Origin of the sequence: Pseudomonas sp. RV120224-01b, assembly GCF_003208145.1 — a bacterium.
GTDB lineage: Bacteria > Pseudomonadota > Gammaproteobacteria > Pseudomonadales > Pseudomonadaceae > Aquipseudomonas > Aquipseudomonas monteilii.
This window is the reverse complement of sequence record NZ_QKMQ01000011.1, coordinates 76,738-99,386: the sequence shown is the minus strand read 5'-3', so window position 1 is coordinate 99,386 and position 22,649 is coordinate 76,738. Positions and strand designations below refer to the sequence as shown.

Sequence of the window (22,649 nt, the reverse complement as noted above, 5' to 3'; positions counted from 1 at the left end):
CGTCCTCAGATCACGATCAGGTCGGCCTGCAAGGCGCCGGCCTGTTTCAGGGCTTCGAGGATCGCCATCAGGTCGCCTGGCGCTGCGCCCACCTGGTTCACCGCACGGACGATTTCATCCAGCGTGGTGCCCGGGCCGAACTTGAACATGGGCTTGGCTTCCTGCTCGGCATTGACCCGCGACCGTGGCACCACGGCGGTCTGGCCATTGGAGAACGGCCCAGGCTGGCTGACGATCGGGTCTTCGGTAATGGTCACGGTCAGGCTGCCGTGGGTGACCGCCGCAGGCGACACCTTGACGTTCTGGCCAATGACGATGGTGCCGGTACGCGAGTTGATGATCACCTTGGCCACGGCCTGGCCCGGGTCGATTTCGAGGTTTTCCAGGATCGACAGGTAATCCACGCGCTGGCTTGGGTCCATCGGCGCACTGACCCGCACCGAACCACCGTCCACGGCCTGTGCCACACCAGGGCCGAGCAGGTCGTTGACCTTGTCGACGATACGCTTGGCGGTGGTGAAGTCGGGGCGATTGAGGTTCAGGGTCAGGGTATTACCCTGGTTGAAGCCGCTCGGCACTGCACGCTCGACACTGGCACCGCCCGGAATACGGCCGGCCGACGGAACGTTGACGGTGATCTTCGAGCCGTCACGGCCTTCTGCATCAAAGCCGCCGACGACCAGGTTGCCTTGGGCGATGGCGTAGACGTTGCCGTCGATACCCTTGAGCGGGGTCATCAGCAGGCTGCCGCCGCGCAGGCTCTTGGAGTTACCGATCGAGGAAACGGTAATGTCCACTACCTGGCCAGGCTTGGCGAATGCCGGCAGGTCGGCATGCACCGACACCGCTGCAACGTTTTTCAGCTGCACGTTACCGGAACCGGCCGGCACCTTGATGCCGAACTGCGACAGCATGTTGTTGAAGGTTTGCAGGGTGAACGGCGTTTGGGTGGTCTGGTCACCCGTGCCGTTCAGCCCCACCACCAAGCCGTAACCGATCAACTGGTTGGAACGCACGCCAGAGATGCTGGCGATGTCCTTCAGGCGCTCGGCCTGGGCAGCGAACGCACAGGACAAGAGCAGGGTTGTGGCAATCAGCTGCCTCACGTTGAACATGGTCATCCGTACTCAGAAAGGCCAAAGCGGGCTGATGAAGAAGCGGTCCAGCCACCCGGGCTGGCTGGCATCGGCGAACGAGCCGGTACCGGAATAGGTGATGCGCGCATCGGCCACACGGGTGGACGGCACGGTGTTGTCAGTGGCGATATCGTCAGCGCGGATCATGCCGGCAATACGCACCAGCTCTTCGCCGGTGTTCAGGGTCAGCCACTTCTCGCCACGCACGGCGATGATGCCGTTGGGCAACACTTCGGCCACGGTGACGGTGATGGAGCCGGTCAGGGTGTTGCCCTGGGTAGCCTTGCTATCGCCCTTGGTGGCGCGGTCGCCGCTGTAACCGGCCTCCAGCGAAAGGTCGCCGCCACCGAACGGGTTGTTGGTGTTGGGCGTGGTGCCGAACAGCGACGTCAGGCCAATGTCGGTCTTGCTGGTCTTGGCGATCTGCGAACCGGCGTTCTTGCTGGCGGACGTGCGCTCGTTAAGCGTGATGGTGATGATGTCACCCACCCGGAACGCCTTGCGGTCGCTGTACAGGTTCTGCTCGAAACCGGCCTGGTAGATCGAACCGTTGTTGGCCGCTGCCGGCAACGGGGTGCGCGGCAGGACCGGCGCATAGTACGGGTCGTTGGGCTTGGGCGTCGGGCCGACGCAACCTGCCAGCAACACCGCCCCCCCCAGGGCGAACACGGACAACAGACGATTCATGATGCATACCTCACGGGTGTAACGAAGCTACTGGACTTAGAGCTGCTGAGTCACGAACGACAGCATCTGGTCGGCGGTGGAGATGACCTTGGAGTTCATCTCGTAGGCACGCTGGGTGGTGATCATGTTCACCAGCTCTTCCACCGTGCTGACGTTGGAGTTTTCCAGCGTCTGCTGCAGGGTAGTGCCGAAGCCGTTGAGGCCCGGGGTGCCGACCTGCGGCGCACCACTGGCAGCGGTTTCCAGGAACAGGTTGTTACCCATCGCCTGCAGGCCCGCCGGGTTGATGAAGTCGGCGGTCTGAATGTTGCCGATAACCTGTGCAGCCGGGTTGCCGGCGGTGGTGATCGACACGGTGCCGTCCTGGCCCACCGTGAAGGTCTGGGCGTCGTTCGGGACCACGATGGCAGGCTCCAGCGCCAGGCCATCGGCGTTGACGATCTGGCCGTCGGAGTTCAGGTGGAACGTACCGTCGCGGGTGTAGGAGACGGTGCCGTCAGGTTGCAGGATCTGGAAGAAACCACGGCCATTGACGGCCATGTCCAACGGGTTTTCCGTGGTCTGCAAGCTGCCGGTCTGGAAGTTTTTCTGCGTGCCGACAATGCGCACACCAGTACCGACCTGCAGACCCGACGGTAACTCGCTGTCCTGGGTAGACTGCGCACCTGGCTGACGCTTGATCTGGTACAGCAGGTCCTGGAATTCGGCACGATCACGCTTGAAGCCGGTGGTCGAGACGTTGGCCAGGTTGTTGGAGATGACCGTCAGGTTGGTGTCCTGTGCGGACAGGCCGGTTTTAGCGACCCAGAGAGCCGGAAGCATTTAGTGTTCTCCTCGTGCGCCTGATTTACGGCACCCGTTCAAATGTGGTTAGCCGAGTTGCAAAACACGCGCCATGGCTTCGTCGCCTTCCTTGGCCGCGTTCATCATCTTGACGTGCAGTTCGAACTGGCGAGACAGCGCCAGCACAGAGGTCATTTCCTCGACAGTGTTGACGTTACTGCCCTGCAGAAAGCCTGATACCACCCGCACGTTGATGTCGGCATCGGCGGGTTGGCCGGACGTGGTATGGATCAGCCCGTCCTGGCCTTTGGTCAGGCCTTTGGTGTCGGGGTTGACCAGCTTGATGCGATCGACTTCCGCCATCACGCGCGGGTCTTCACCCATGGAGCGAATGCTGATGGTGCCGTCGGAGCCGATTTCGACCTTCTGCTCAGGCGGAATGGCAATGGGGCCGCCGTTGCCGAGCACAGGCATACCGTTGCCGGCACGCAACACCCCGAGGGCATCGATGTTCAGGCTACCGGTACGCACATACGCTTCACTGCCATCTGGCGCTTGCACGGCGATAAAACCGTTACCGCTCACGGTCACATCCAGGTCGCGGCCGGTTTCCACCATCGGGCCTTCACTGAAGTCAGTGCCCGGGCGCTCGGTCATGGCAAAGGCACGCGCCGGAAAGCTGTCACCAAACACCGGCATCGAGCGCGCCTGCTCCAGGTCACGCTGAAAACCATTGGTAGAAACGTTGGCCAGGTTGTTGGCATGCGCCTTCTGCGCCAGCGCGTTCTGGCTGGCCCCGGTCATGGCCACATAAAGCATCTTGTCCACAATCATCCTCCGTTGCACTGGCGGCCGTTTGCCGTTCGCCGTTGCTCTACAGGGGCTAAAGCAAGTTCCGAACCAACTTGCCAAAAGCACGAAAAAGCCCATGAATACGGGCAATTGGGAAAGCCCGGGCGACGACAGCCGCCGGTTATCCGGCGCTGCTTTGCCGCTGGCGGCAAAACGGTTTCATCTACAGGCAAGCCTGTGCCTATGGCACGTCACGGCAACGCGCATTGTTGTAAGGCCCGGCAAAGCGCCTCCAGCCCTCACCTGGCGACCACTGCGAACACACCAGACGCCCATCCACCAGGCTCTCCCATCGCCAGTAAGGCGCTGGCGCCGCCTGCAGCTGACCAAGACAGCAGGCAACCAGCATTGCGACAAACAGCCTTTTCATCACCCCTCCTGCAAAAACAACGAACCCCTTCACGAGAAAGGGGTTCGCCTGTACGCACTCAAACAATCACGGTCAAGTCATCTGAATGATGGTCTGCATGACGGTGCTTTCGGTCGAAATGGTCTTGGCGTTCGCCTGGTAGTAGCTTTGCGCCTTGATCAGATCAACCAGCTCCTGCGTCAGGTTGACGTTGGAACCTTCCAGCGAGTTGGACTCGATCGCGCCCAAGGTACCGGTTTTCGGCGAATCGATACCCGGAATGCCCGAGTTGTAGGTCTCGGTCCAACGGGTACTGCCGATTTGCTGCAGCCCCTGCTCGTTGGCGAAGCTCGCCAGCGCGACCTGACCAATGGCGCGCGACTGGCCATTGCTGAAGGAGGCGAACAACACACCCGTCGCGTCGATGCTCAGGTTGGACAGGATGCCCGTGGCATAACCGTCCTGGGACTGGGACATACGCGCCGTTTCAGTGTTGTAGGAGGTGGTGCTGGCCATCGACATTTTCATGCCGGCAGCATCGCCCACCGCACCGTTGGCACTCCAGTTACCCGAAGCATCTTCGACTGCCGGCACCCAGCCAATCATGCTGAAGGTATTGTTGACGACCGTGAACGAGGTGCCCGCCGGATGGCCCGTGTTGTCAGCTGTCATCGAGTTGACCGAACCATCGCTGTTGAATGCGATCGTGCCCACCAGCGGCTCTGTGCTGCCCGGGTTGAACGGGTTGCGCCCGTCAACGAGGGTGTACATGGTCCACTCGTTGGTACCGGTCTTGCGGTAGAACTGCTCCATGGTGTGTTCGTTGCCCTGGCTGTCATACACCTTGGTCGGGAACGAGCGGGTATAGGTCGTATCGTCGGAAGGGTCGAACGGCTTGTTTGCCACCAAGGCAGGCGAGGTGACACCCAGCGACTGGTTGGTACCTGCCGCGCCACTGGCAACCCAGTCACCATTGGCATCCTGAGTGGCCGGCACCCAGCCGGTCATGGCAAACGCGCCATTGCTGACCGTGAACGACGCACCACTTGGCACGCCCGTGGTGTCAGCCACCATGGAGCTGATGGTGCCATCACTGTTGTAGTTGATGGTGCCGGCCAGCGGGGTGGTACTGGCCGGGTCGAACGGGTTGCGACCGTCGACCAGCGTGTACATGGTCCATTCGTTGGTGTCGGTCTTGCGGTAGTACTGCTGCACTTCGTGCTGAACACCGTTAGCATCCAGCACGGTGCTGGTGCTGGAGCGCTGATAAGTGCTTGGGTCCGCCGGGTCGAATGCGGCCATGGACGGCGGCTTGGTGTTGTCATACACCAGGAAAGGAATCGAGGCCGCCGAGGAGTTCAGGTTGATGCCCTGGTCGATCAACGAGGTTGCCTTGGGCTGCAATGCCGACGTGTCGATCTTCAGGTCGGTCAGGCCGCTTTTCTGGATCTTGCCGGTGGCATCCGCCATGTAACCTTGCAGGCGCAGGCCATCGGAGGTCTCGACGAAGTTGTCCTTGCTTGGCTGGAAGGAGCCCGCCCGGGTGTAAACCTTCGAGCCGTTATCAGACAGCACGAAGAAGCCCTGCCCCTGGATGCCCATGTCCAGCACGTTGCCCGTGGTGTTTACATCACCCTGGGTGAACTGCTGGGAAATGGCTGCCAGCCGCACACCATTGCCCACCTGGTTCTTGCCCACACCCAGGCGGTTGGCGCCCGCATAGACATCCGCGAACTCGGCACGCGAGGACTTGAAGCCCGTGGTATTGACGTTGGCGATGTTGTTGCCCGTGACATCCAGTTGTTTGTTGGCTGCGTACAGACCGCTAAGGCCGATATTGAAAGACATGAATTCGCTCCTTTTGCCGCTCTAGCGGGCCTTAGATACCAATGGTTTGCACGTCGGAGAGGGAGACCTTGCCTACACCGGCAAGGTTGAGCACCATTTCGCCCGAGGCACTGAAGCTGACGCTGGTGACCTTGGCCGGCAGCAGCGTGCTCATTTGCACCGCCTTGCCATCGACTGTGGTGCTTGCGGTGAAGGTGTAAGTGCCCGGGTCCACTTTCTCGCCACTGTTGTTGGTACCGTCCCAGATAAAGTCGGCGTAACCGGCTTTCTGCTCACCCAACTCGATGGTCTTGACCGTGTTGCCGTCCTTGTCCTTGATGGTGATCTTCGCTTCACTGATGGCCTGGGGTACAACGAACTGGGCATTGAAGCTTTCAGCGGTATCAACCACGGCCTTGTCGTTCTGAACCACCACCGACCGCCCTACCAGCGACGATGCCTGAAGCGCCTGGGACGAAGCCATGGCACTGGTGATGGCGCTGACCGAGTCGTTCAGCGAGGTAATACCTTCCAGGCTGCTGAACTGCGCCAGCTGGGCAACGAACTCGCCGTTATCCTGCGGGTCCAGCGGGTTCTGGTGCTGCATCTGGGTGACCAGCAACTGCAGGAAGGCATCTTTGCCGAGCGAATCGGTGCCGGTCTTGGATGCAGTGTCCGTGGTCTTTTTGGTGCTGGTGCCCACGCCCGACGCCGACAGCACGTCATTGAGGTTCACACCGTTAGTATCGATTGCCATGGTCCGAATTCCTTATCACTGCCCCAGGGTCAGCACTTTCTGCATCATGGTCTTGGCCGTGTTCATCAGTTCGGCATTGGTCTGGAACGCGCGGCTGGCAGAGATCATGTCAGCCATCTCCTCGACCACGTTGACGTTCGGGTAGTAGACGTAGCCGTCCTTGTTCGCCGCCGGGTGGTTCGGCTCGTAGCGGGCCTCCAGGGTGCTCTGGTCTTCGACGATGCCTTTTACCTGCACGCCCTGCCCTGCCTCACCCTGGTCTTCGAACAGCGACTGGCTGCTGCCGGCCTGTGCGTCCTGGAAGGTGGTGGCGAACACCGGATGGCGGGCGCGGTAGGTCTGGTCGATGCTCGAAGACACGGTCTCGGCGTTGGCAATGTTGGACGCAACGGTGTTCAGGCGCGTGTTCTGCGCGCTCATACCGCTACCGGCAATGTTGAAAACACTGGAAAGGGACATGGTCATTCTCCCCGCAGGGCGGAAACCAGCCCTTTGAATTTACTGTTGAGCAGCGTGAAGCTGGCCTGGAAGCCAATGGCGTTTTCGGTGTAGTTCGATTGCTCGATCTGCGCGTCCACGGTGTTCTGGTCGATCGACGGCTGCAGCGGCGTGCGGTACTTGAGGGTATCGTCAGCGGCGATGGCGAGGCCTTCGGCTTCGATGTGCCGGCTGTTGGTACGGTCCATGGCGAAGCGGCCGCTTTGCTGCTTGCTGGTTTCGGCGGCGAGCACCGAAGAAAAGTCCATGTCACGCGCCTTGTAGTTGGGCGTGTCGGCGTTGGCGATGTTGTTGGCCAGCACTTCGGCGCGCTGGGCGCGGAAGCCCAGTGCCTTTTCGTGAATGCCAAGCGCCTTGTCGAAACTGATGCTCATGTCGGGGAAACCTTCAGAGGTTGACCGGAATGTCGTTGAGCAAGGTATAGCAAGGGCTGTGCCAACGCGTAAAAAGCCCGGAAACTCAGGCTTTCGAGGTACGGTGGTGTCAGGGTGATGCCAGAAAAGCGGCAAAGGCCTTCCGCCTTGGGCGGCGAAAGCGGCAATTGCCGGGTGGCAAAAGCGGCAAATCAAAAAATTGACGTCAGTGTTTTTCCTGCACGCTCGAAGAGGCCGACGCAGGCAAACAAAAAGGCCGGCAACTTTCGCTGCCGGCCTTTGTGCTTACTTGGCCTGGTAGATGATCCCCGGGCTGCACTGCACCATCTGGTAATGGTCCGGCAACCCGTTCAGGGCTTCCGACGCACCGAGGAACAGGTAGCCACCCGGCTTCAGGGTGCTGTGAATGCGCAGCAGGATGTCCTTCTTCACCTGCGCCGAGAAGTAGATCAGCACGTTGCGGCAGAACACGATGTCGAACTTGCCCAGGCTGGCATAGCTGTCGAGCAGGTTGAACGAGCGGAACTCGACGCGGCTGCGAATCGCTGGCTTTACCGCCCAGCGCCCTGGCCCCTTGGGGTCGAAGTAGCGCTGCAGGCGCTCCTGCGACAGGCCGCGGGCAATCGCCAGGCTGTCGTACTCACCGGTCTTGCAATTGGTGAGCATGGTGCCGGACAGATCGGTGGCCACAATCTGCGCACCCATCTTCAGCTGGCCCAGGTTGCTGCGCTCGAACTCGTCGATGGCCATCGAGATGGAATACGGCTCCTGTCCCGACGAACAGGCCGCCGACCACATGCGCAGGCGCTGGCCGGGGTTGTTGCGGATGAACTCGGGAATCACCTTGTTCTTCAGCACTTCGAACGGGTAGGTATCGCGAAACCACAGGGTCTCGTTGGTGGTCATGGCATCCACCACCTGCTCGCGCAAACCGCCGCGCGGCTGGGCCTGGATACGCTGCACCAGCTCGCCCAGGCTCTTGATGCCCTGTTGCTCCATCAGCTTGTTGAGACGGCTGGAAACCAGGTACTGCTTATTCTCGCCCAGCAGGATGCCACAGGCTTTCTCCAGGAATACCCGGAACTGTTCGAAATCCAAATTACCCGTAGACACTACTGCCGCCTCTTTTCAATCACTGGTGCCGGGGGCCTGCCCCCGGCTGCTTCAATGCGCTGCCTTGATCCGGTCGACCACCCGCTGGGCCAGGTCGTCCGGCTTGAACTTGGCCAGGAAGTCATCGGCGCCGACCTTCTTGACCATTGCCTGGTTGAACACCCCGGAAAGCGAAGTATGCAGGCAGATGTGCAATTTTTGCATGCGCGGGTCGCTGCGGATCTCCGCCGTTAGCGTATAGCCGTCCATTTCCGGCATTTCAATGTCCGAGATCATCATCAGGAACTCTTCTTCCGGCTTTTTGCCCTCGTCCACCAGCTGACGCAGGTAGTTCAGGGCCTGACGGCCATCATTGAGTGCCACCACTTCCACCCCCACGGTCTGCAGGCAACGGCTGACCTGCTTGCGCGCCACCGACGAATCGTCGACGGTCAGCACCCGCATCAGCACGGCCTTGTCCTGCACTTCGGCGTCGATCACCCCGGCCGATACCGACTCCGACGATGGCGACACTTCGGCCAGCACCTTCTCCACATCGATGATCTCGACCATCCGGTTGTCAACACGGGTGACCGCCGTCAGGTAGTGGTCACGGCCAGTGCCCTTGGGTGGCGGATGGATCTCTTCCCAGTTCATGTTGACGATGCGCTCCACCGAGTGCACCAGGAAGCCCTGGGTCTTGGTGTTGTACTCGGTGATGATCACGAAGCTGTTGCGCGTGTCTTCCTGCAGCGGCCGCAACCCGGTGGCCATCGACAGGTCGAGAATCGGGATGGTCGCCCCGCGAATGTTGGCAACGCCACGCACCACCGGGTGCGCCTTGGGCAGCAGGGTCAGCGCAGGGCATTGCAGCACTTCCCTGACCTTGAACACGTTGATGCCGTATAGCTGCTCGCCATTGAGGCGAAACAGCAGCAATTCCAGGCGATTCTGCCCCACCAGCTGCGTGCGCTGGTTGACCGAATCCATAACACCCGCCATGCCAGACTCCTTAATCTTTCAGCCTTTCGTTGCAACTCAGGTAGCGAGTCGGCACGGGCTTTGCTTTTTTGAGCGTCATGCACACGAAAACGACATTTTTCCGACGATTGACGCGCCTGCTGACCGGCTTGCTGGCCACGCTGTGCCTGCTGGCGCCCGGCGTTCGTACGTTAGCGGACGCGTTCACCTTGCCTGAACAACTTATCGGTGTCACCCAAGGGTTTCTTGAATTCACCGTAGAAGATTACCTGGCCACCACCCAGACAGCCGGCCGTTACGAAATCCAGGTCAACCCGCTGGACCCGCGCCTGCGCATGCCGCTGTGCAGCCAGCCACTGGACGCCTCGCTGGAAAGCCCCGCGCAGCCACTGGGACGGGTGACGGTGCGGGTTCGCTGCGACAGCGCAGCCCCGTGGACAGTGTTTGTGCCGGCCACCGTGCGGCTGTTCCGCGACGTGGTCGTGGTAACCCGCCCGCTCAAGCGCGACAACACGGTTGGCGAAGGCGACGTGGCCCTGCGCGAGCGCGATGTCGGCACCCTTGGCCAGGGCTTTCTGACCGAGCTGGACCAGGCAGTGGGCATGAAGATGCTGCGCCCCACGGTGATCGACCAGGTGCTCACCCCGCAACACCTGGAGCAGGCCGAGGTGGTCCGCAAAGGTGACCAGGTGGTGATCATTGCCCGCAGCGGCAGCCTGAGCGTGCGCATGCCGGGCGAGGCCCTGAGCAAGGGCGGGCTGAGCGAGCAGATCCGGGTACGCAACCTCAATTCCAAGCGGGTGGTCAAGGCCAGGGTGACCGGCCCCGGCCAGGTCGAGGTCAGTATGTAAGCCAGCCACCCGATTGCGCTGGCGGTGAGGAACCGCATTTCCTAAACTGTGTCAGAAAACGGGTTACGCGAGCCTGCCGACAGGCGGCTATGCATTTGTGCCTAAAGTTTCTATCGGGTTGGCCGAAAACAAGGCAAGCGTCCAAATACCCAGAGGTTTCTGATCATGGTCATCGACTTCAGTCGTTTGAATAACTCGCCGTCCGTCACGGGCGGTGTGCGCGGCAACTCCGCGTCTGGCAGCGCCGAAAAGCCGGCAGCCAGCCAGGAAGCAGCCAGCGCCACCAGCGCCAGCGGAGAAGCGGTGCACCTCAGCCAAGAGGCCCAGCAGTTGCAGAAGATCAGCGACAAGCTGCGCGACGAGCCCGTGGTCAACAGCGCCCGCGTGGCCCAGTTGAAACAGGCGATCGCCGACGGCAGCTACCAGGTCGATGCCGGCCGGGTCGCCAGCAAACTGCTCGATTTCGAAGCCCAGCGCTGACCGTACGGCGCGCTGACTTCACGGACGCTAGAAAAGCCAAGAGTTAGCCATGCACGACATCACCTTGCTGCAACTGATCGAAGACGACATTGCCCCGATGCAGGAACTGCTCGACCTCCTGCAAAAGGAGTCTGTAGCCCTGCATGGCCGCGATATGGCCCCGCTGGAAAGTATCCTGGCCCGCAAACAGTCTTTGATCGTGCTGCTCGAGCAGCAAGGCCTGCGGCGCAACAACCTGCTTACCAGCCTTGGCCTGAGCGCAGATCGCGCCGGTGTGGAGGCTGTGGCGGCACAATCGCCCAACGGTGAATTGATCCTGCAACAACTCGACGTGATCAGCCAGTTGATGCAAGCCTGCCAACAGCTTAACGAGACCAATGGCCGGATCATCCAGGTGCAGCAACACGTCACCAGCAACCAGATCCGGATCCTCATGGGCGGCGATTCGCCGTCGCTGTACGACAGCCGCGGCAGCACCTCGCCGCTGGCCAAGCCACGGGCCCTCAGCCAAGTGTGATTTTTCTATCAAGGCACAGAACATACTGGCAAAATGCCGTTACTTGCGTGTGTCGCTTTTGCCTGGAGAACGATAAGCCGTGTTCAATGAATCCGATGCCCCGCAACCGCCAAAGGTGCTGAGCACCCCCTTGGAGATTGCGGCCAACTTGCGGCAGCTGCAGGAAAGCCACGACCCCCTCATCATCACCTTCCACGACCGTAGCCAGCGCTTCCAGAGCTATGTGGTGCACGTGGACCGTGAAAGCAACACCCTGGCCCTGGACGAAATGATCCCCCGCGACGGCGAGAAGTTCATCGAGAACGGCGAGCACTTCCGCATCGAAGGTTTCCACGATGGCGTGCGCATCGCCTGGGAATGCAACCACGAGCTGAAGATTACCGAAGTCGACGGCCACCGCTGCTACAGCGGCCCCATGCCAGAAGAGATGACCTACCACCAGCGCCGCAATGCGTTCCGCGCCGCGCTGAAGCTGTCGCAGCTGGTCGATATCATCCTCGACGGTGCCCACCTGAAGGGCAACGGCGCCCTGCGCGGCAAGCTGCTGGATATCTCGGCTACCGGCTGCAAACTGCGCTTTGAAGGCAATGTCGAAGACCGCCTGCAACTGGGCCAGGTGTACGAGCGTTTCAAGGCGGGTAACCCGCTGGGCCTGGTGGACACCATGGTCGAACTGCGCCACCTGCACTATGAAGAGCGCATCAACACCACCTTTGCCGGCGTACGCTTCCATAACCTGAGCGGGCAGGCACAGCGCAAGATCGAGAGCTTTGTGTACCAGCTGCAGCGTGAGGCGCGGCGGTTCGACAAGGATGACTATTGATCGTCGGCTGAATGAAAAAACGCCACCTGATGAGGTGGCGTTTTCTTTTGTGTCTCTCCAGTGCCGGCCTCTTCGCGGGCTTGCCCGCTCCCACAGGTAAAGTGTTGCCCTCAGGCTTAGCGCTACTCCTGTGGGAGCGGGCTCATCGAGGCGTCGAACCGCCGCGAAGAGGCCGGCACAGGCTTACACCGACTTGCTGGCCTCCTGCGGTTCAGTGGCCTGTGGCTCAGCCCCCTTCCCTTCATCCTCGGTATCTTCAGCCGCCACCGGCGCCTGCATCATGTCCTGCACGGTCTGCTCATCCACCCGTGGGTCCAGCGCTGCCGACAACGGCGAACCCGCCGCCGGCATCGCCACGTGGCCCAGCGGTGCATCCTGAACCTGGTGCAGCCCGGTAACCGCTTTCGGCCGAATGCGCCACACCAGCACCAAGGCGAAGAACACAAAGAACGCATACAGCATCTGCGCGCCCAGCACCTTCATCAGCACGCCCGCCGCCAGTGGCCCGATGCACGCACCCACACCGTAGGTCACCAGCAGCATGGCGGTCAGCGACACCCGCCGCTCGCTTTCCACGTGGTCGTTGGAAAACGCCACCGCCAGCGGGTACAGGCAGAACTGCAGCAACGAAATCAAAAAGCCGATACCAAACAGCAACTCCAGCGGCACGCTGGGCAGTATCGCCAAGGGCGCAGCGGCCAACGCCAGGCCAATTGCCACGCTGCGGATCAGCACCGCCCGGTCGTAACGGTCAGACAACCAGCCCAGTGGCCACTGCACCAGCAGGCCAGCAAAAATACAGCTACCCATGAACAGACCGATCTGCTCGGTCGTCATTCCTTGTCTGGAGGCATACAAGGGCGCCAGGCCGTAGAACGAGCCGACGATCAATCCCGAGCCCAATACCGTACTGAGCGATTGCGGCACACGCTTGATGAAGAACTTCGGCTCCATCGGCGCCGGGCGCAAGGGCGCCGGGTGAATGCGCCGGGTCATCGCCACCGGCACCAGGCACAGGGCAAAGCACATGGCCACCAGCATCAGCAGCTCCGGGCCAAGCGCGGGGTGCACCACCAGGATCAGCTGGCCAAGCACCAGCCCCAGGTACGAGGCAATCATGTAGCCGCTGAACACCGCGCCACGGTGCTTCACGTCAGCCTGCTCGTTGAGCCAGCTCTCGATGACCATGTATTGGCACATCATGCCCAGGCCCACGATCATGCGCAGCCCGACCCAGGCCGGCAGCCAGCTGGTCAGGCCATGGCCAAGCACTGCCGCACCGACGATGCCAGCGCAGGTGGCATAGGCGCGTATGTGCCCTACCCGGCCGATCAACCGGTGGCCAACCTTGCCGCCCACCGCCAGGCCAAAATAGTTGGCCGCCATCAACGCACCCACCCACAGGCTGTCGACGTGGTCGGCCGCCAGGCGCAAGGCAAGGTAGGTACTGAGCAGGCCCGAGCCGATCAACATCATCAGCGCGGCGAAATACAACGACTGAAACGGCTTCCATACATTTCGCATACGTCCCGCAATGCTCCCTGGTCAGGTGGCGGTAGGTGCTAGCAGCATAAGGGCAAACGCCGGTCAGTGCAGGCCCCCGACTGCAAAATGGTGCAGCCGGGGCGTGTCCGGTGCAGGTCGTGTCGCGATCAGGCCTGTGCCGCCAGGACCCGGCGCTCCCACGGGGTGATTTCGTCGAAGAAATCGGTCAGCTCCAGGGTCTTGCTGGCGATGTAGCCTTCGATGAACTCACTGCCGAACAGTTCCCGCGCCAGCGCGCTGCGCTTGAGCCGCTCCAGCGCAGCATGGAGGGTGCATGGCAAGCTCAAGTGCTCCGGCACTTCGAACTCGCCCTGGATGGCCGGCGAAGGTTGCAGGCGCTGCTCGATGCCGTGCAACCCCGCAGCCAGGCTGGCGGCGATGGCCAGGTAGGGGTTGGCGTCGGCGCCGGGCAAGCGGTTTTCCACCCGACGCGCGACCGGTGCACTGGCCGGGATGCGCAGGCCTGCTGCACGGTTGTCCTCGGACCAGCAGGCGTTGTTCGGCGAAGCATAGGGGTGGCACAGCCGCTGGTACGAATTGACGTTGGGCGCAAACAGCGCAGTGAAGTCGGCCATGCAGGCCTGCAGGCCGCCGATGAAATGGTGGAAGGTATCGGTAGGCTGGCCCTGCTCATCGCTGAACACGTTACGCCCGCTGCTGGTATCGACCAGGCTCTGGTGAATATGCATGGAGCTGCCAGGCGTGCGCGCCAGCGGTTTGGCCATGCACACCACGGTCAGCCCGTGCTTGAGTGCCACTTCCTTGAGCAGGTGTTTGAACAGGAAGGTCTGGTCGGCCAGCAGCAGTGGGTCGCCGTGCAGCAGGTTGATCTCGAACTGGCTGACACCCATTTCATGCATGAAGGTGTCGCGCGGCAGGCCGAGCGCGGCCATGCACTGGTACACCTCCTTGAAGAACGGGCGCAGGCCGTTATTGGAACTGATACTGAACGCCGAGTGGCCAAGCTCACGGCGGCCATCGATGCCTACGGGTGGCAGGAACGGTTGCTGGGGGTCGCTGTTGGGGGCAAAGACGAAGAATTCGAGCTCGGTCGCCACCACTGGCGCCAGGCCCAGCGCCGCGTAGCGGGCGATCACGGCCTTGAGCTGGCCACGGGTGGACAGTGCCGAGGGGCGACCATCCAGTTCATTGGCGTCGCAAATGGCCAGGGCGCGGGCGTCGTTGCTCCAGGGCAGGCGATGGACTTGGCTGGGTTCGGCGACCAGTGCCAGGTCGCCGTCGTCGCTGCCGTAGAACTTCGCCGGCGGGTAACCGCCCATGATGCATTGCAGCAACACCCCGCGTGCCATCTGCAGGCGGCGGCCTTCGAGGAAGCCCTCGGCGGTCATTACCTTGCCGCGCGGCACGCCGTTGAGGTCGGGGGTGACGCATTCGATTTCATCGATGCCCTGAAGCTGAGCGGTGCTCATGACGCTTGTCCTTGTTGTTGTGCGCTGACAACAACATAGGCTGGGGGTGTTTAAAATATCAAGCACCCTCTTTAGCACCTGTGCTGCCCGCTACTCCCGCAAGGTCATGCCATTGGCCGGCAGGGGCAAAGCGGTTTTGTACCGCACCTGCTTCAAGGCAAAACTCGAGCGGATATTCGCCACCCCCGGCAACCGCGTGAGGTAATCGAGAAACCGCTCCAGCGCCTGGATGCTCGGCAGCAGCACCCGCAACAGGTAATCCGGGTCGCCCGTCATCAGGTAGCACTCCATCACCTCGGGCCGTTCGGCAATTTCTTCCTCGAAGCGGTGCAGCGACTGCTCTACCTGTTTTTCCAGGCTGACATGGATGAACACATTCACATCCAGCCCCAACGCTTCGGGCGACAACAAGGTCACCTGCTGGCGGATCACCCCCAGCTCTTCCATGGCCCGCACCCGATTGAAACAGGGCGTAGGCGACAGGTTGACCGAGCGTGCCAGCTCGGCATTGGTGATGCGGGCGTTTTCCTGCAGGCTGTTAAGAATGCCGATATCGGTACGATCGAGTTTGCGCATGAGACAAAATCACCGGTTTTTTGTGTTTATGCGGAATGTTTATCTGCCCCGCTCGGCAAAGGCAATCAACTTGAGAGAAAAATTCTCCTGCCGGACCACTAAGATGTAGGGGACGCTGACTTACCAGTCACAAGCCGGTACTCAGCGGCGGCCGCTTCAGAGCTCACAAAAACAAATACCCGAGCGAGCGTAAAAAGCATGAACGAGTACGCCCCCCTGCGTTTGCATGTGCCCGAGCCCACCGGCCGGCCAGGCTGCCAGACCGATTTTTCCTACCTGCGCCTGAACGATGCAGGTCAAGCCCGTAAACCCCCTGTCGATGTCGATGCTGCCGACACCGCCGACCTGTCCTACAGCCTGGTCCGCGTGCTCGACGAGCAAGGCGACGCCCAAGGCCCCTGGGCCGAAGACATCGACCCGCAGATCCTGCGCCAAGGCATGCGCGCCATGCTCAAGACGCGGATCTTCGACAGCCGCATGGTGGTTGCCCAGCGCCAGAAGAAGATGTCCTTCTACATGCAGAGCCTGGGCGAAGAAGCCATCGGCAGCGGCCAGGCGCTGGCGCTTAACCGCACCGACATGTGCTTCCCCACCTACCGTCAGCAAAGCATCCTGATGGCCCGCGACGTGTCGCTGGTGGAGATGATCTGCCAGTTGCTGTCCAACGAACGCGACCCCCTCAAGGGCCGCCAGCTGCCGATCATGTACTCGGTGCGCGAAGCCGGCTTCTTCACCATCAGCGGCAACCTGGCGACCCAGTTCGTGCAGGCGGTCGGCTGGGCCATGGCCTCGGCCATCAAGGGCGATACCAAGATTGCCTCGGCCTGGATCGGTGACGGCGCCACCGCCGAGTCGGACTTCCACACCGCCCTCACCTTTGCCCACGTTTACCGCGCCCCGGTGATCCTCAACGTGGTCAACAACCAGTGGGCCATTTCTACCTTCCAGGCCATCGCCGGTGGCGAGTCGACCACCTTCGCCGGCCGCGGCGTGGGCTGCGGCATCGCCTCGCTGCGGGTGGACGGCAACGACTTCGTCGCCGTTTACGCCGCTTCGCGCTGGGCTGCCGAACGTGCCCGCCGTGGTTTGGGCCCGTGCCTGATCGAGTGGGTCACCTACCGTGCCGGCCCGCACTCGACCTCGGACGACCCGTCCAAGTACCGCCCTGCCGATGACTGGAGCCACTTCCCGCTGGGCGACCCGATCGCCCGCCTGAAGCAGCACCTGATCAAGATCGGCCACTGGTCCGAAGAAGAACACCAGGCCACCACGGCCGAGTTCGAAGCGGCCGTGATTGCTGCGCAAAAAGAAGCCGAGCAGTACGGCACCCTGGCCAACGGTCACATCCCGAGCGCCGCCTCGATGTTCGAGGACGTGTACAAGGAGATGCCCGACCACCTGCGCCGCCAACGCCAGGAACTGGGGGTTTGAGATGAACGACCACAACAACAGCATCAACCCGGAAACCGCCATGGCCACCACTACCATGACCATGATCCAGGCCCTGCGCTCGGCCATGGATGTCATGCTTGAGCGCGACGACAATGTGGTGGTGTACGGCCAGGACGTCGGCTACTTCGGCGGCGTGTTCCGCTGCACCGAAGGCCTGCAGACCAAGTACGGCAAGTCCCGCGTGTTCGACGCGCCCATCTCGGAAAGCGGCATCGTCGGCACCGCCGTGGGCATGGGTGCCTACGGCCTGCGCCCGGTGGTGGAAATCCAGTTCGCTGACTACTTCTACCCGGCCTCCGACCAGATCGTTTCTGAAATGGCCCGCCTGCGCTACCGTTCGGCCGGCGAGTTCATCGCCCCGCTGACCCTGCGCATGCCTTGCGGTGGCGGCATCTATGGCGGCCAGACCCACAGCCAGAGCCCGGAAGCGATGTTCACTCAGGTGTGCGGCCTGCGCACCGTGATGCCCTCCAACCCGTACGACGCCAAAGGCCTGCTGATTGCCTCGATCGAATGCGACGACCCGGTGATCTTCCTGGAGCCCAAGCGCCTGTACAACGGCCCGTTCGACGGCCACCACGACCGCCCGGTTACGCCGTGGTCGAAACACCCGCACAGCGCCGTGCCTGACGGCTACTACACCGTGCCACTGGACAAGGCCGCCATCACCCGCCCCGGCAATGACGTGACCGTGCTCACCTATGGCACCACCGTGTACGTGGCCCAGGTGGCCGCCGAAGAAAGTGGCGTGGACGCCGAAGTGATCGACCTGCGCAGCCTGTGGCCGCTAGACCTGGACACCATCGTCGAGTCGGTGAAAAAGACCGGCCGTTGCGTGGTGGTACACGAGGCCACCCGTACCTGTGGCTTTGGCGCAGAACTGGTGTCGCTGGTGCAGGAGCACTGCTTCCACCACCTGGAGGCGCCGATCGAGCGCGTCACCGGTTGGGACACCCCCTACCCTCACGCGCAGGAATGGGCTTACTTCCCAGGGCCTTCGCGGGTAGGTGCGGCATTGAAAAAGGTCATGGAGGTCTGAATGGGCACGCACGTCATCAAGATGCCGGACATTGGCGAAGGCATCGCGCAGGTCGAGTTGGTGGAATGGTTCGTCAAGGTGGGCGACATCATCGCCGAGGACCAGGTGGTTGCCGACGTCATGACCGACAAGGCCACCGTGGAAATCCCGTCGCCGGTCAGCGGCAAGGTGCTGGCCCTGGGTGGCCAGCCCGGTGAAGTGATGGCGGTCGGCAGTGAGCTGATCCGCATCGAAGTGGAAGGCAGCGGCAACCATGTGGATGCGCCGCAAGCCAAGCCGGCCGAAGCGCCTGTGGCCCCGGTAGCCGCTAAACCTGAACCACAGAAAGACGTTAAACCGGCGGCGCACCAGGCGCCAGCCAACCACGAGGCAGCGCCCATCGTGCCGCGCCAACCGGGCGACAAGCCACTGGCCTCGCCGGCGGTGCGCAAACGTGCGCTGGATGCTGGTATCGAACTGCGTTACGTGCATGGCAGCGGCCCGGCCGGGCGCATCCTGCACGAAGACCTCGACGCGTTCATGAGCAAACCGCAAAGCGCAGCCGGGCAAACCCCCAATGGCTATGCCAGGCGCACCGACAGCGAGCAGGTGCCGGTGATCGGCTTGCGCCGCAAGATCGCCCAGCGCATGCAGGACGCCAAGCGCCGGGTCGCGCACTTCAGCTATGTGGAAGAAATCGACGTCACCGCCCTGGAAGCCCTGCGCCAGCAGCTCAACAGCAAGCACGGCGACAGCCGTGGCAAGCTGACGTTGCTGCCGTTTCTGGTGCGCGCCCTGGTCGTGGCGCTGCGTGACTTCCCGCAGATCAACGCCACCTACGATGACGAAGCGCAGATCATCACCCGCCATGGCGCGGTGCATGTGGGCATCGCCACCCAGGGTGACAACGGCCTGATGGTCCCCGTGTTGCGCCACGCCGAAGCGGGCAGCCTGTGGACCAATGCCGGTGAGATTTCACGCCTGGCCAACGCTGCGCGCAACAACAAGGCCAGCCGCGAAGAGCTGTCCGGCTCGACCATCACCCTGACCAGCCTCGGCGCCCTGGGTGGCATCGTCAGCACGCCGGTGGTCAACACCCCGGAAGTGGCAATCGTCGGTGTCAACCGCATGGTTGAGCGGCCCGTGGTGATCGACGGCCAGATCGTCGTGCGCAAGATGATGAACCTGTCCAGCTCGTTCGACCACCGCGTGGTCGATGGCATGGACGCCGCCCTGTTCATCCAGGCCGTGCGTGGCCTGCTCGAACAACCCGCCTGCCTGTTCGTGGAGTGAGCATGCAACAGACTATCCAGACAACCCTGTTGATCATTGGCGGCGGCCCTGGCGGCTATGTGGCTGCCATCCGCGCCGGGCAACTGGGCATCCCTACCGTGCTGGTGGAAGGCCAGGCGCTGGGCGGTACCTGCCTGAACATCGGCTGCATTCCATCCAAGGCGCTGATCCATGTGGCCGAGCAGTTCCACCAGACCTCGCGCTTTACCGAGCCCTCGCCGCTGGGCATCAGCGTGGCTTCGCCGCGCCTGGACATCGGCCAGAGCGTGGCCTGGAAAGACGGCATCGTCGACCGCCTGACCACCGGTGTCGCCGCCCTGCTGAAAAAGCACGGGGTGAAGGTGGTGCACGGCTGGGCCAAGGTGCTTGATGGCAAGCAGGTCGAGGTGGATGGCCAGCGCATCCAGTGCGAGCACCTGTTGCTGGCCACGGGCTCCAGCAGTGTCGAACTGCCGATGCTGCCGCTGGGTGGGCCGGTGATCTCCTCTACCGAGGCCCTGGCACCGAAAGCCCTGCCGCAACACCTGGTGGTGGTGGGCGGTGGCTACATCGGCCTGGAGCTGGGCATCGCCTACCGCAAGCTCGGCGCGCAGGTCAGCGTGGTGGAAGCGCGCGAGCGCATCCTGCCGACTTACGACAGCGAACTGACCGCCCCGGTGACCGAGTCACTGAAAAAGCTGGGTATCGCCCTGCACCTTGGCCACAGCGTCGAAGGTTACGAAAATGGCTGCCTGCTGGCCAACGATGGCAAGGGCGGACAACTGCGCCTGGAAGCCGACCAGGTGCTGGTGGCCGTGGGCCGCCGCCCACGCACCAAGGGCTTCAACCTGGAATGCCTGGACCTGAAGATGAATGGCGCCGCCATTGCCATCGACGAGCGCTGCCAGACCAGCATGCACAACGTCTGGGCCATCGGCGACGTGGCCGGCGAACCGATGCTGGCGCACCGGGCCATGGCCCAGGGCGAGATGGTGGCCGAGATCATCGCCGGCAAGGCACGCCGCTTCGAGCCCGCTGCGATAGCCGCCGTGTGCTTCACCGACCCGGAAGTGGTCGTGGTCGGCAAGACGCCGGAACAGGCCAGCCAGCAAGGCCTGGACTGCATCGTCGCGCAGTTCCCGTTCGCCGCCAACGGCCGGGCCATGAGCCTGGAGTCGAAAAGCGGTTTCGTGCGCGTGGTCGCGCGGCGTGACAACCACCTGATCCTGGGTTGGCAAGCGGTTGGCGTGGCGGTTTCCGAACTGTCCACGGCGTTTGCCCAGTCGCTGGAGATGGGTGCCCGCCTGGAGGATGTGGCCGGTACCATCCATGCCCACCCGACCCTGGGTGAGGCGGTACAGGAAGCGGCACTGCGTGCCCTGGGCCACGCCCTGCATATCTGACACTGAAGCGGCCGAGGCCGATTTGGCCCGCCGCGCCTAGAGGCGCTGCGGGTCTTTTTTATACCTGTACCGGCCCTATCGCCGGCAAGCCAGCTCCCACAGGTACTGCGCAGGCCTCAGGCCTTGTGCTGTACCTGTGGGAGCTGGCTTGCCGGCGATAGGGCCGGTACAGGCAAACCAATTCACTCGGCAATGGCGTTCTTGCCAGCCCCCTTGGCCCGGTACAGCGCCTTGTCAGCCCGTGCCAGCAGTGCATGCTGGTCCTCCCCTTCCTGCCACTGCACCACGCCATAACTCATGGTCAGCCGGCATTCACCCACAGGCTCCAGTTGCGCCATCACCTGGCGCAAGCGCCCGGCGACATCCAGCGCCTCGCCCAGCGTGCTCTGCGGCAACACGATGACAAACTCGTCCCCGCCCCAGCGCGCCAACAGGTCCAGTTCGCGCAGGCAGGTCCGCAGGCTGTCGACCACCCGCACCAGCGCAGCATCGCCCCGGGCATGCCCGTAGCGGTCGTTGATCGGTTTGAAATCATCCAGGTCCATGGCGATCAGCGACAACGGCTGGCGGAAGCGCTGCGCCCGCTCGCACTCCAGCTGCAAAGCCTTTTCCAAACGATAGCGGTTGGCAATGCGGGTTAACGCATCGCGCTCGGCCAACTCACGGTTCTCGTCCAGTTGCCGCTGCAGCTGCTGGTTCACCCAGGACAACTCACGGGTGCGCTCGGCCACCTGCCCTTCCAGCGACTGGTTCTTCTGCTCCAGCTGCGCCACCAGGCGTTTGCCGGCGTCGATGTTGCGGTGCGCACCGAGCATGCGCGTCACCGAACCGTCTTCGTTACGGTCGATGATGTAGCCGCTGTCTTCGATCCACAGGTAGCTGCCATCGTCGCAACGGCAGCGGTATTCGATGAGGTAGCGCTCGTTGCGCTGGCTGATATACGCCTCGAAATGCGCCATTACCCGTGGGTAGTCTTCCGGGTGAATCACGCTTTCCCAGGTCAGTACCGAGTTGGCCATGGAGTGGCTGGCGTAGCCGAGCATCGCGTACCAGCCCGGGTTGCGATAGACGTAGCCGGTGTTGGCATTCCAGTCCCAGATGCCATCGCTGATCAACTCGAATAACGTGTGCAACTGCTGTTCACTGAAGCCGGCGGGGGCCGGCCTGGTTTCCTGATTCATGGACGCTCTCCATGATGCCCAGCAACTGCGCTCCGGTCAAGGGGCTGCCGACAATGTGTAATTTGCCGCAGGCGGCAAGATCATGCCTCTGACGGGCAAGCATATGCCCGCCGTGCCACGACCGGAATAGCCCCAGCGCTCTATTTACGCGCCGCCCCGACTGGCATGGCATTTGCCCCTCCTCGCCTGCCACTCACATTTCCAAGGAGGATTTCATGACTATCGCCCTCAACGGCCTCGGCTGGCAGGCCGCAGTCCACCAGCAACAACGCACCAGCGGCGTCGACCCGGCGGCAGGCGATATGCTGCAGTTTCGCCTACCGGTAGTGGCCAGCAATGCCACGGCGCAACAGGGCAGTGAGAATACCTCGCAGCAGGATGCCGAAGACGCCCGCGAAGAAGCGTTTGCCAAGCTCAAGCTGCAACTGCAGAACCCTGGCACCAGCATCGGCCCGTCCGCTGACGCAAGCACGGAAGTAACCAGCAGTGCCAGGCAAGCGTTTCAGGACCTGATGTCCAAATCGCACGGCGAGATGATCAAGGAAAAACTGCTGAGCGAAATTGGCCTGACCGAAGCGCAGTACGAAGCCCTGCCGCCAGAGGTGAAGGCCAAGGTCGGCGAGTTGATCGCTCAGCGCTTGCAAGAGGAGATCGAGAACCGGATCCAGGAGAAAGCACAAGAACAGCTCTCCCAGGCAGACGGCACATCCGATGGCAATGAAGACGCGGTAAGCCACGTGTGAGGATTGGCGACGAGACCTGTCG

General features: G+C 62.3%; 24 protein-coding genes. 9 read left to right on the top strand and 15 right to left on the bottom strand.

Annotated elements, in window-relative coordinates:
• Positions 1-5: 5 nt before the first annotated feature.
• From N436_RS17870 to N436_RS17820, 11 genes are all read right to left on the bottom strand, one after another.
• Positions 6-1,115: a flagellar basal body P-ring protein FlgI gene (locus N436_RS17870; protein ID WP_027609424.1), complete on the bottom strand. Its 1,110-nt coding sequence runs from the start codon at positions 1,113-1,115 to the stop codon at positions 6-8.
• 12 nt (positions 1,116-1,127) lie between these two features.
• A complete protein-coding gene (gene flgH, locus N436_RS17865) occupies positions 1,128-1,823 on the bottom strand; it encodes a flagellar basal body L-ring protein FlgH (RefSeq protein WP_060500738.1) in 696 nt (231 codons plus the stop codon).
• 36 nt (positions 1,824-1,859) lie between these two features.
• Positions 1,860-2,645 carry a flagellar basal-body rod protein FlgG gene (flgG, locus tag N436_RS17860; protein WP_012051601.1) on the bottom strand — a complete coding sequence of 262 codons (786 nt, stop codon included), beginning with the start codon at positions 2,643-2,645 and terminating at the stop codon, positions 1,860-1,862.
• A gap of 48 nt (positions 2,646-2,693) precedes the next feature.
• Positions 2,694-3,434: a flagellar basal body rod protein FlgF gene (locus N436_RS17855; protein WP_105946114.1), complete on the bottom strand. Its 741-nt coding sequence runs from the start codon at positions 3,432-3,434 to the stop codon at positions 2,694-2,696.
• A gap of 205 nt (positions 3,435-3,639) precedes the next feature.
• Positions 3,640-3,828 (bottom strand): hypothetical protein, encoded by a 189-nt coding sequence (locus N436_RS28780; RefSeq protein ID WP_082426447.1) that lies wholly within the window; start codon positions 3,826-3,828, stop codon positions 3,640-3,642.
• Positions 3,829-3,900: 72 nt separating this feature from the next.
• Positions 3,901-5,655 carry a flagellar hook-basal body complex protein gene (locus tag N436_RS17845; protein WP_105946071.1) on the bottom strand — a complete coding sequence of 585 codons (1,755 nt, stop codon included), beginning with the start codon at positions 5,653-5,655 and terminating at the stop codon, positions 3,901-3,903.
• Between the two features lie 31 nt (positions 5,656-5,686).
• Entirely contained in the window at positions 5,687-6,391 is a 705-nt protein-coding gene (gene flgD / locus N436_RS17840) for a flagellar hook assembly protein FlgD (protein WP_016711819.1), read from the bottom strand.
• Positions 6,392-6,406: 15 nt separating this feature from the next.
• A complete protein-coding gene (gene flgC / locus N436_RS17835; protein WP_027609421.1) occupies positions 6,407-6,850 on the bottom strand; it encodes a flagellar basal body rod protein FlgC in 444 nt (147 codons plus the stop codon).
• A 2-nt stretch (positions 6,851-6,852) separates the two neighbouring features.
• Positions 6,853-7,263, bottom strand: a complete 411-nt coding sequence (gene flgB, locus N436_RS17830) for a flagellar basal body rod protein FlgB (protein WP_016711821.1) — start codon at positions 7,261-7,263, stop codon at positions 6,853-6,855.
• A gap of 285 nt (positions 7,264-7,548) precedes the next feature.
• Positions 7,549-8,376, bottom strand: coding sequence for a protein-glutamate O-methyltransferase CheR (cheR, locus tag N436_RS17825; RefSeq protein ID WP_004575768.1), 828 nt, complete (start codon positions 8,374-8,376; stop codon positions 7,549-7,551).
• 51 nt (positions 8,377-8,427) lie between these two features.
• Positions 8,428-9,357: a chemotaxis protein CheV gene (locus N436_RS17820; protein WP_010955104.1), complete on the bottom strand. Its 930-nt coding sequence runs from the start codon at positions 9,355-9,357 to the stop codon at positions 8,428-8,430.
• A 77-nt stretch (positions 9,358-9,434) separates the two neighbouring features.
• Here N436_RS17820 and flgA point away from each other — a divergent pair, with 77 nt between their 5' ends.
• The 4 genes from flgA (at position 9,435) to N436_RS17800 (ending at position 12,007) form a co-directional block, all read left to right on the top strand.
• On the top strand, positions 9,435-10,187 hold the full coding sequence (gene flgA, locus N436_RS17815; protein WP_016711822.1) for a flagellar basal body P-ring formation chaperone FlgA: 753 nt from the start codon (positions 9,435-9,437) through the stop codon (positions 10,185-10,187).
• Positions 10,188-10,352: 165 nt separating this feature from the next.
• Complete coding sequence (gene flgM, locus N436_RS17810; protein WP_016711823.1) at positions 10,353-10,667, top strand: flagellar biosynthesis anti-sigma factor FlgM; 315 nt, start codon at positions 10,353-10,355, stop codon at positions 10,665-10,667.
• Between the two features lie 49 nt (positions 10,668-10,716).
• On the top strand, positions 10,717-11,184 hold the full coding sequence (locus tag N436_RS17805) for a flagella synthesis protein FlgN (protein WP_028699581.1): 468 nt from the start codon (positions 10,717-10,719) through the stop codon (positions 11,182-11,184).
• A 79-nt stretch (positions 11,185-11,263) separates the two neighbouring features.
• The gene (locus N436_RS17800) at positions 11,264-12,007 is read left to right on the top strand and encodes a flagellar brake protein (protein WP_110741645.1); all 744 of its coding nucleotides are present in this window, start codon (positions 11,264-11,266) and stop codon (positions 12,005-12,007) included.
• 183 nt (positions 12,008-12,190) lie between these two features.
• Here N436_RS17800 and N436_RS17795 read toward each other — a convergent pair whose 3' ends face one another.
• The 3 genes from N436_RS17795 to bkdR form a co-directional block, all read right to left on the bottom strand.
• Complete coding sequence (locus N436_RS17795) at positions 12,191-13,531, bottom strand: MFS transporter (RefSeq protein WP_110741644.1); 1,341 nt, start codon at positions 13,529-13,531, stop codon at positions 12,191-12,193.
• 128 nt (positions 13,532-13,659) lie between these two features.
• Positions 13,660-14,901 carry a glutamine synthetase family protein gene (locus tag N436_RS17790; RefSeq protein WP_177410888.1) on the bottom strand — a complete coding sequence of 414 codons (1,242 nt, stop codon included), beginning with the start codon at positions 14,899-14,901 and terminating at the stop codon, positions 13,660-13,662.
• 171 nt (positions 14,902-15,072) lie between these two features.
• Positions 15,073-15,558 carry a Bkd operon transcriptional regulator BkdR gene (gene bkdR / locus N436_RS17785; RefSeq protein WP_012273540.1) on the bottom strand — a complete coding sequence of 162 codons (486 nt, stop codon included), beginning with the start codon at positions 15,556-15,558 and terminating at the stop codon, positions 15,073-15,075.
• Positions 15,559-15,756: 198 nt separating this feature from the next.
• Between bkdR and N436_RS17780 the strand changes: the two genes are divergently transcribed.
• The 4 genes from N436_RS17780 to lpdA are packed head-to-tail and all read left to right on the top strand — an operon-like array spanning position 15,757 to position 20,703.
• On the top strand, positions 15,757-16,989 hold the full coding sequence (locus N436_RS17780; protein WP_105946067.1) for a 3-methyl-2-oxobutanoate dehydrogenase (2-methylpropanoyl-transferring) subunit alpha: 1,233 nt from the start codon (positions 15,757-15,759) through the stop codon (positions 16,987-16,989).
• Between the two features lies 1 nt (position 16,990).
• The gene (locus tag N436_RS17775) at positions 16,991-18,049 is read left to right on the top strand and encodes an alpha-ketoacid dehydrogenase subunit beta (RefSeq protein ID WP_012273542.1); all 1,059 of its coding nucleotides are present in this window, start codon (positions 16,991-16,993) and stop codon (positions 18,047-18,049) included.
• Positions 18,050-19,321: a dihydrolipoamide acetyltransferase family protein gene (locus N436_RS17770; protein ID WP_105946066.1), complete on the top strand. Its 1,272-nt coding sequence runs from the start codon at positions 18,050-18,052 to the stop codon at positions 19,319-19,321.
• 2 nt (positions 19,322-19,323) lie between these two features.
• Positions 19,324-20,703, top strand: a complete 1,380-nt coding sequence (gene lpdA / locus N436_RS17765) for a dihydrolipoyl dehydrogenase (protein ID WP_105946065.1) — start codon at positions 19,324-19,326, stop codon at positions 20,701-20,703.
• A gap of 182 nt (positions 20,704-20,885) precedes the next feature.
• Here the strand turns inward: lpdA and N436_RS17760 are convergent, their stop codons facing one another.
• A complete protein-coding gene (locus tag N436_RS17760; protein ID WP_110741642.1) occupies positions 20,886-21,884 on the bottom strand; it encodes a sensor domain-containing diguanylate cyclase in 999 nt (332 codons plus the stop codon).
• Between the two features lie 215 nt (positions 21,885-22,099).
• Here N436_RS17760 and N436_RS17755 point away from each other — a divergent pair, with 215 nt between their 5' ends.
• The gene (locus tag N436_RS17755; RefSeq protein ID WP_105946063.1) at positions 22,100-22,627 is read left to right on the top strand and encodes a hypothetical protein; all 528 of its coding nucleotides are present in this window, start codon (positions 22,100-22,102) and stop codon (positions 22,625-22,627) included.
• Positions 22,628-22,649 lie beyond the last annotated feature (22 nt).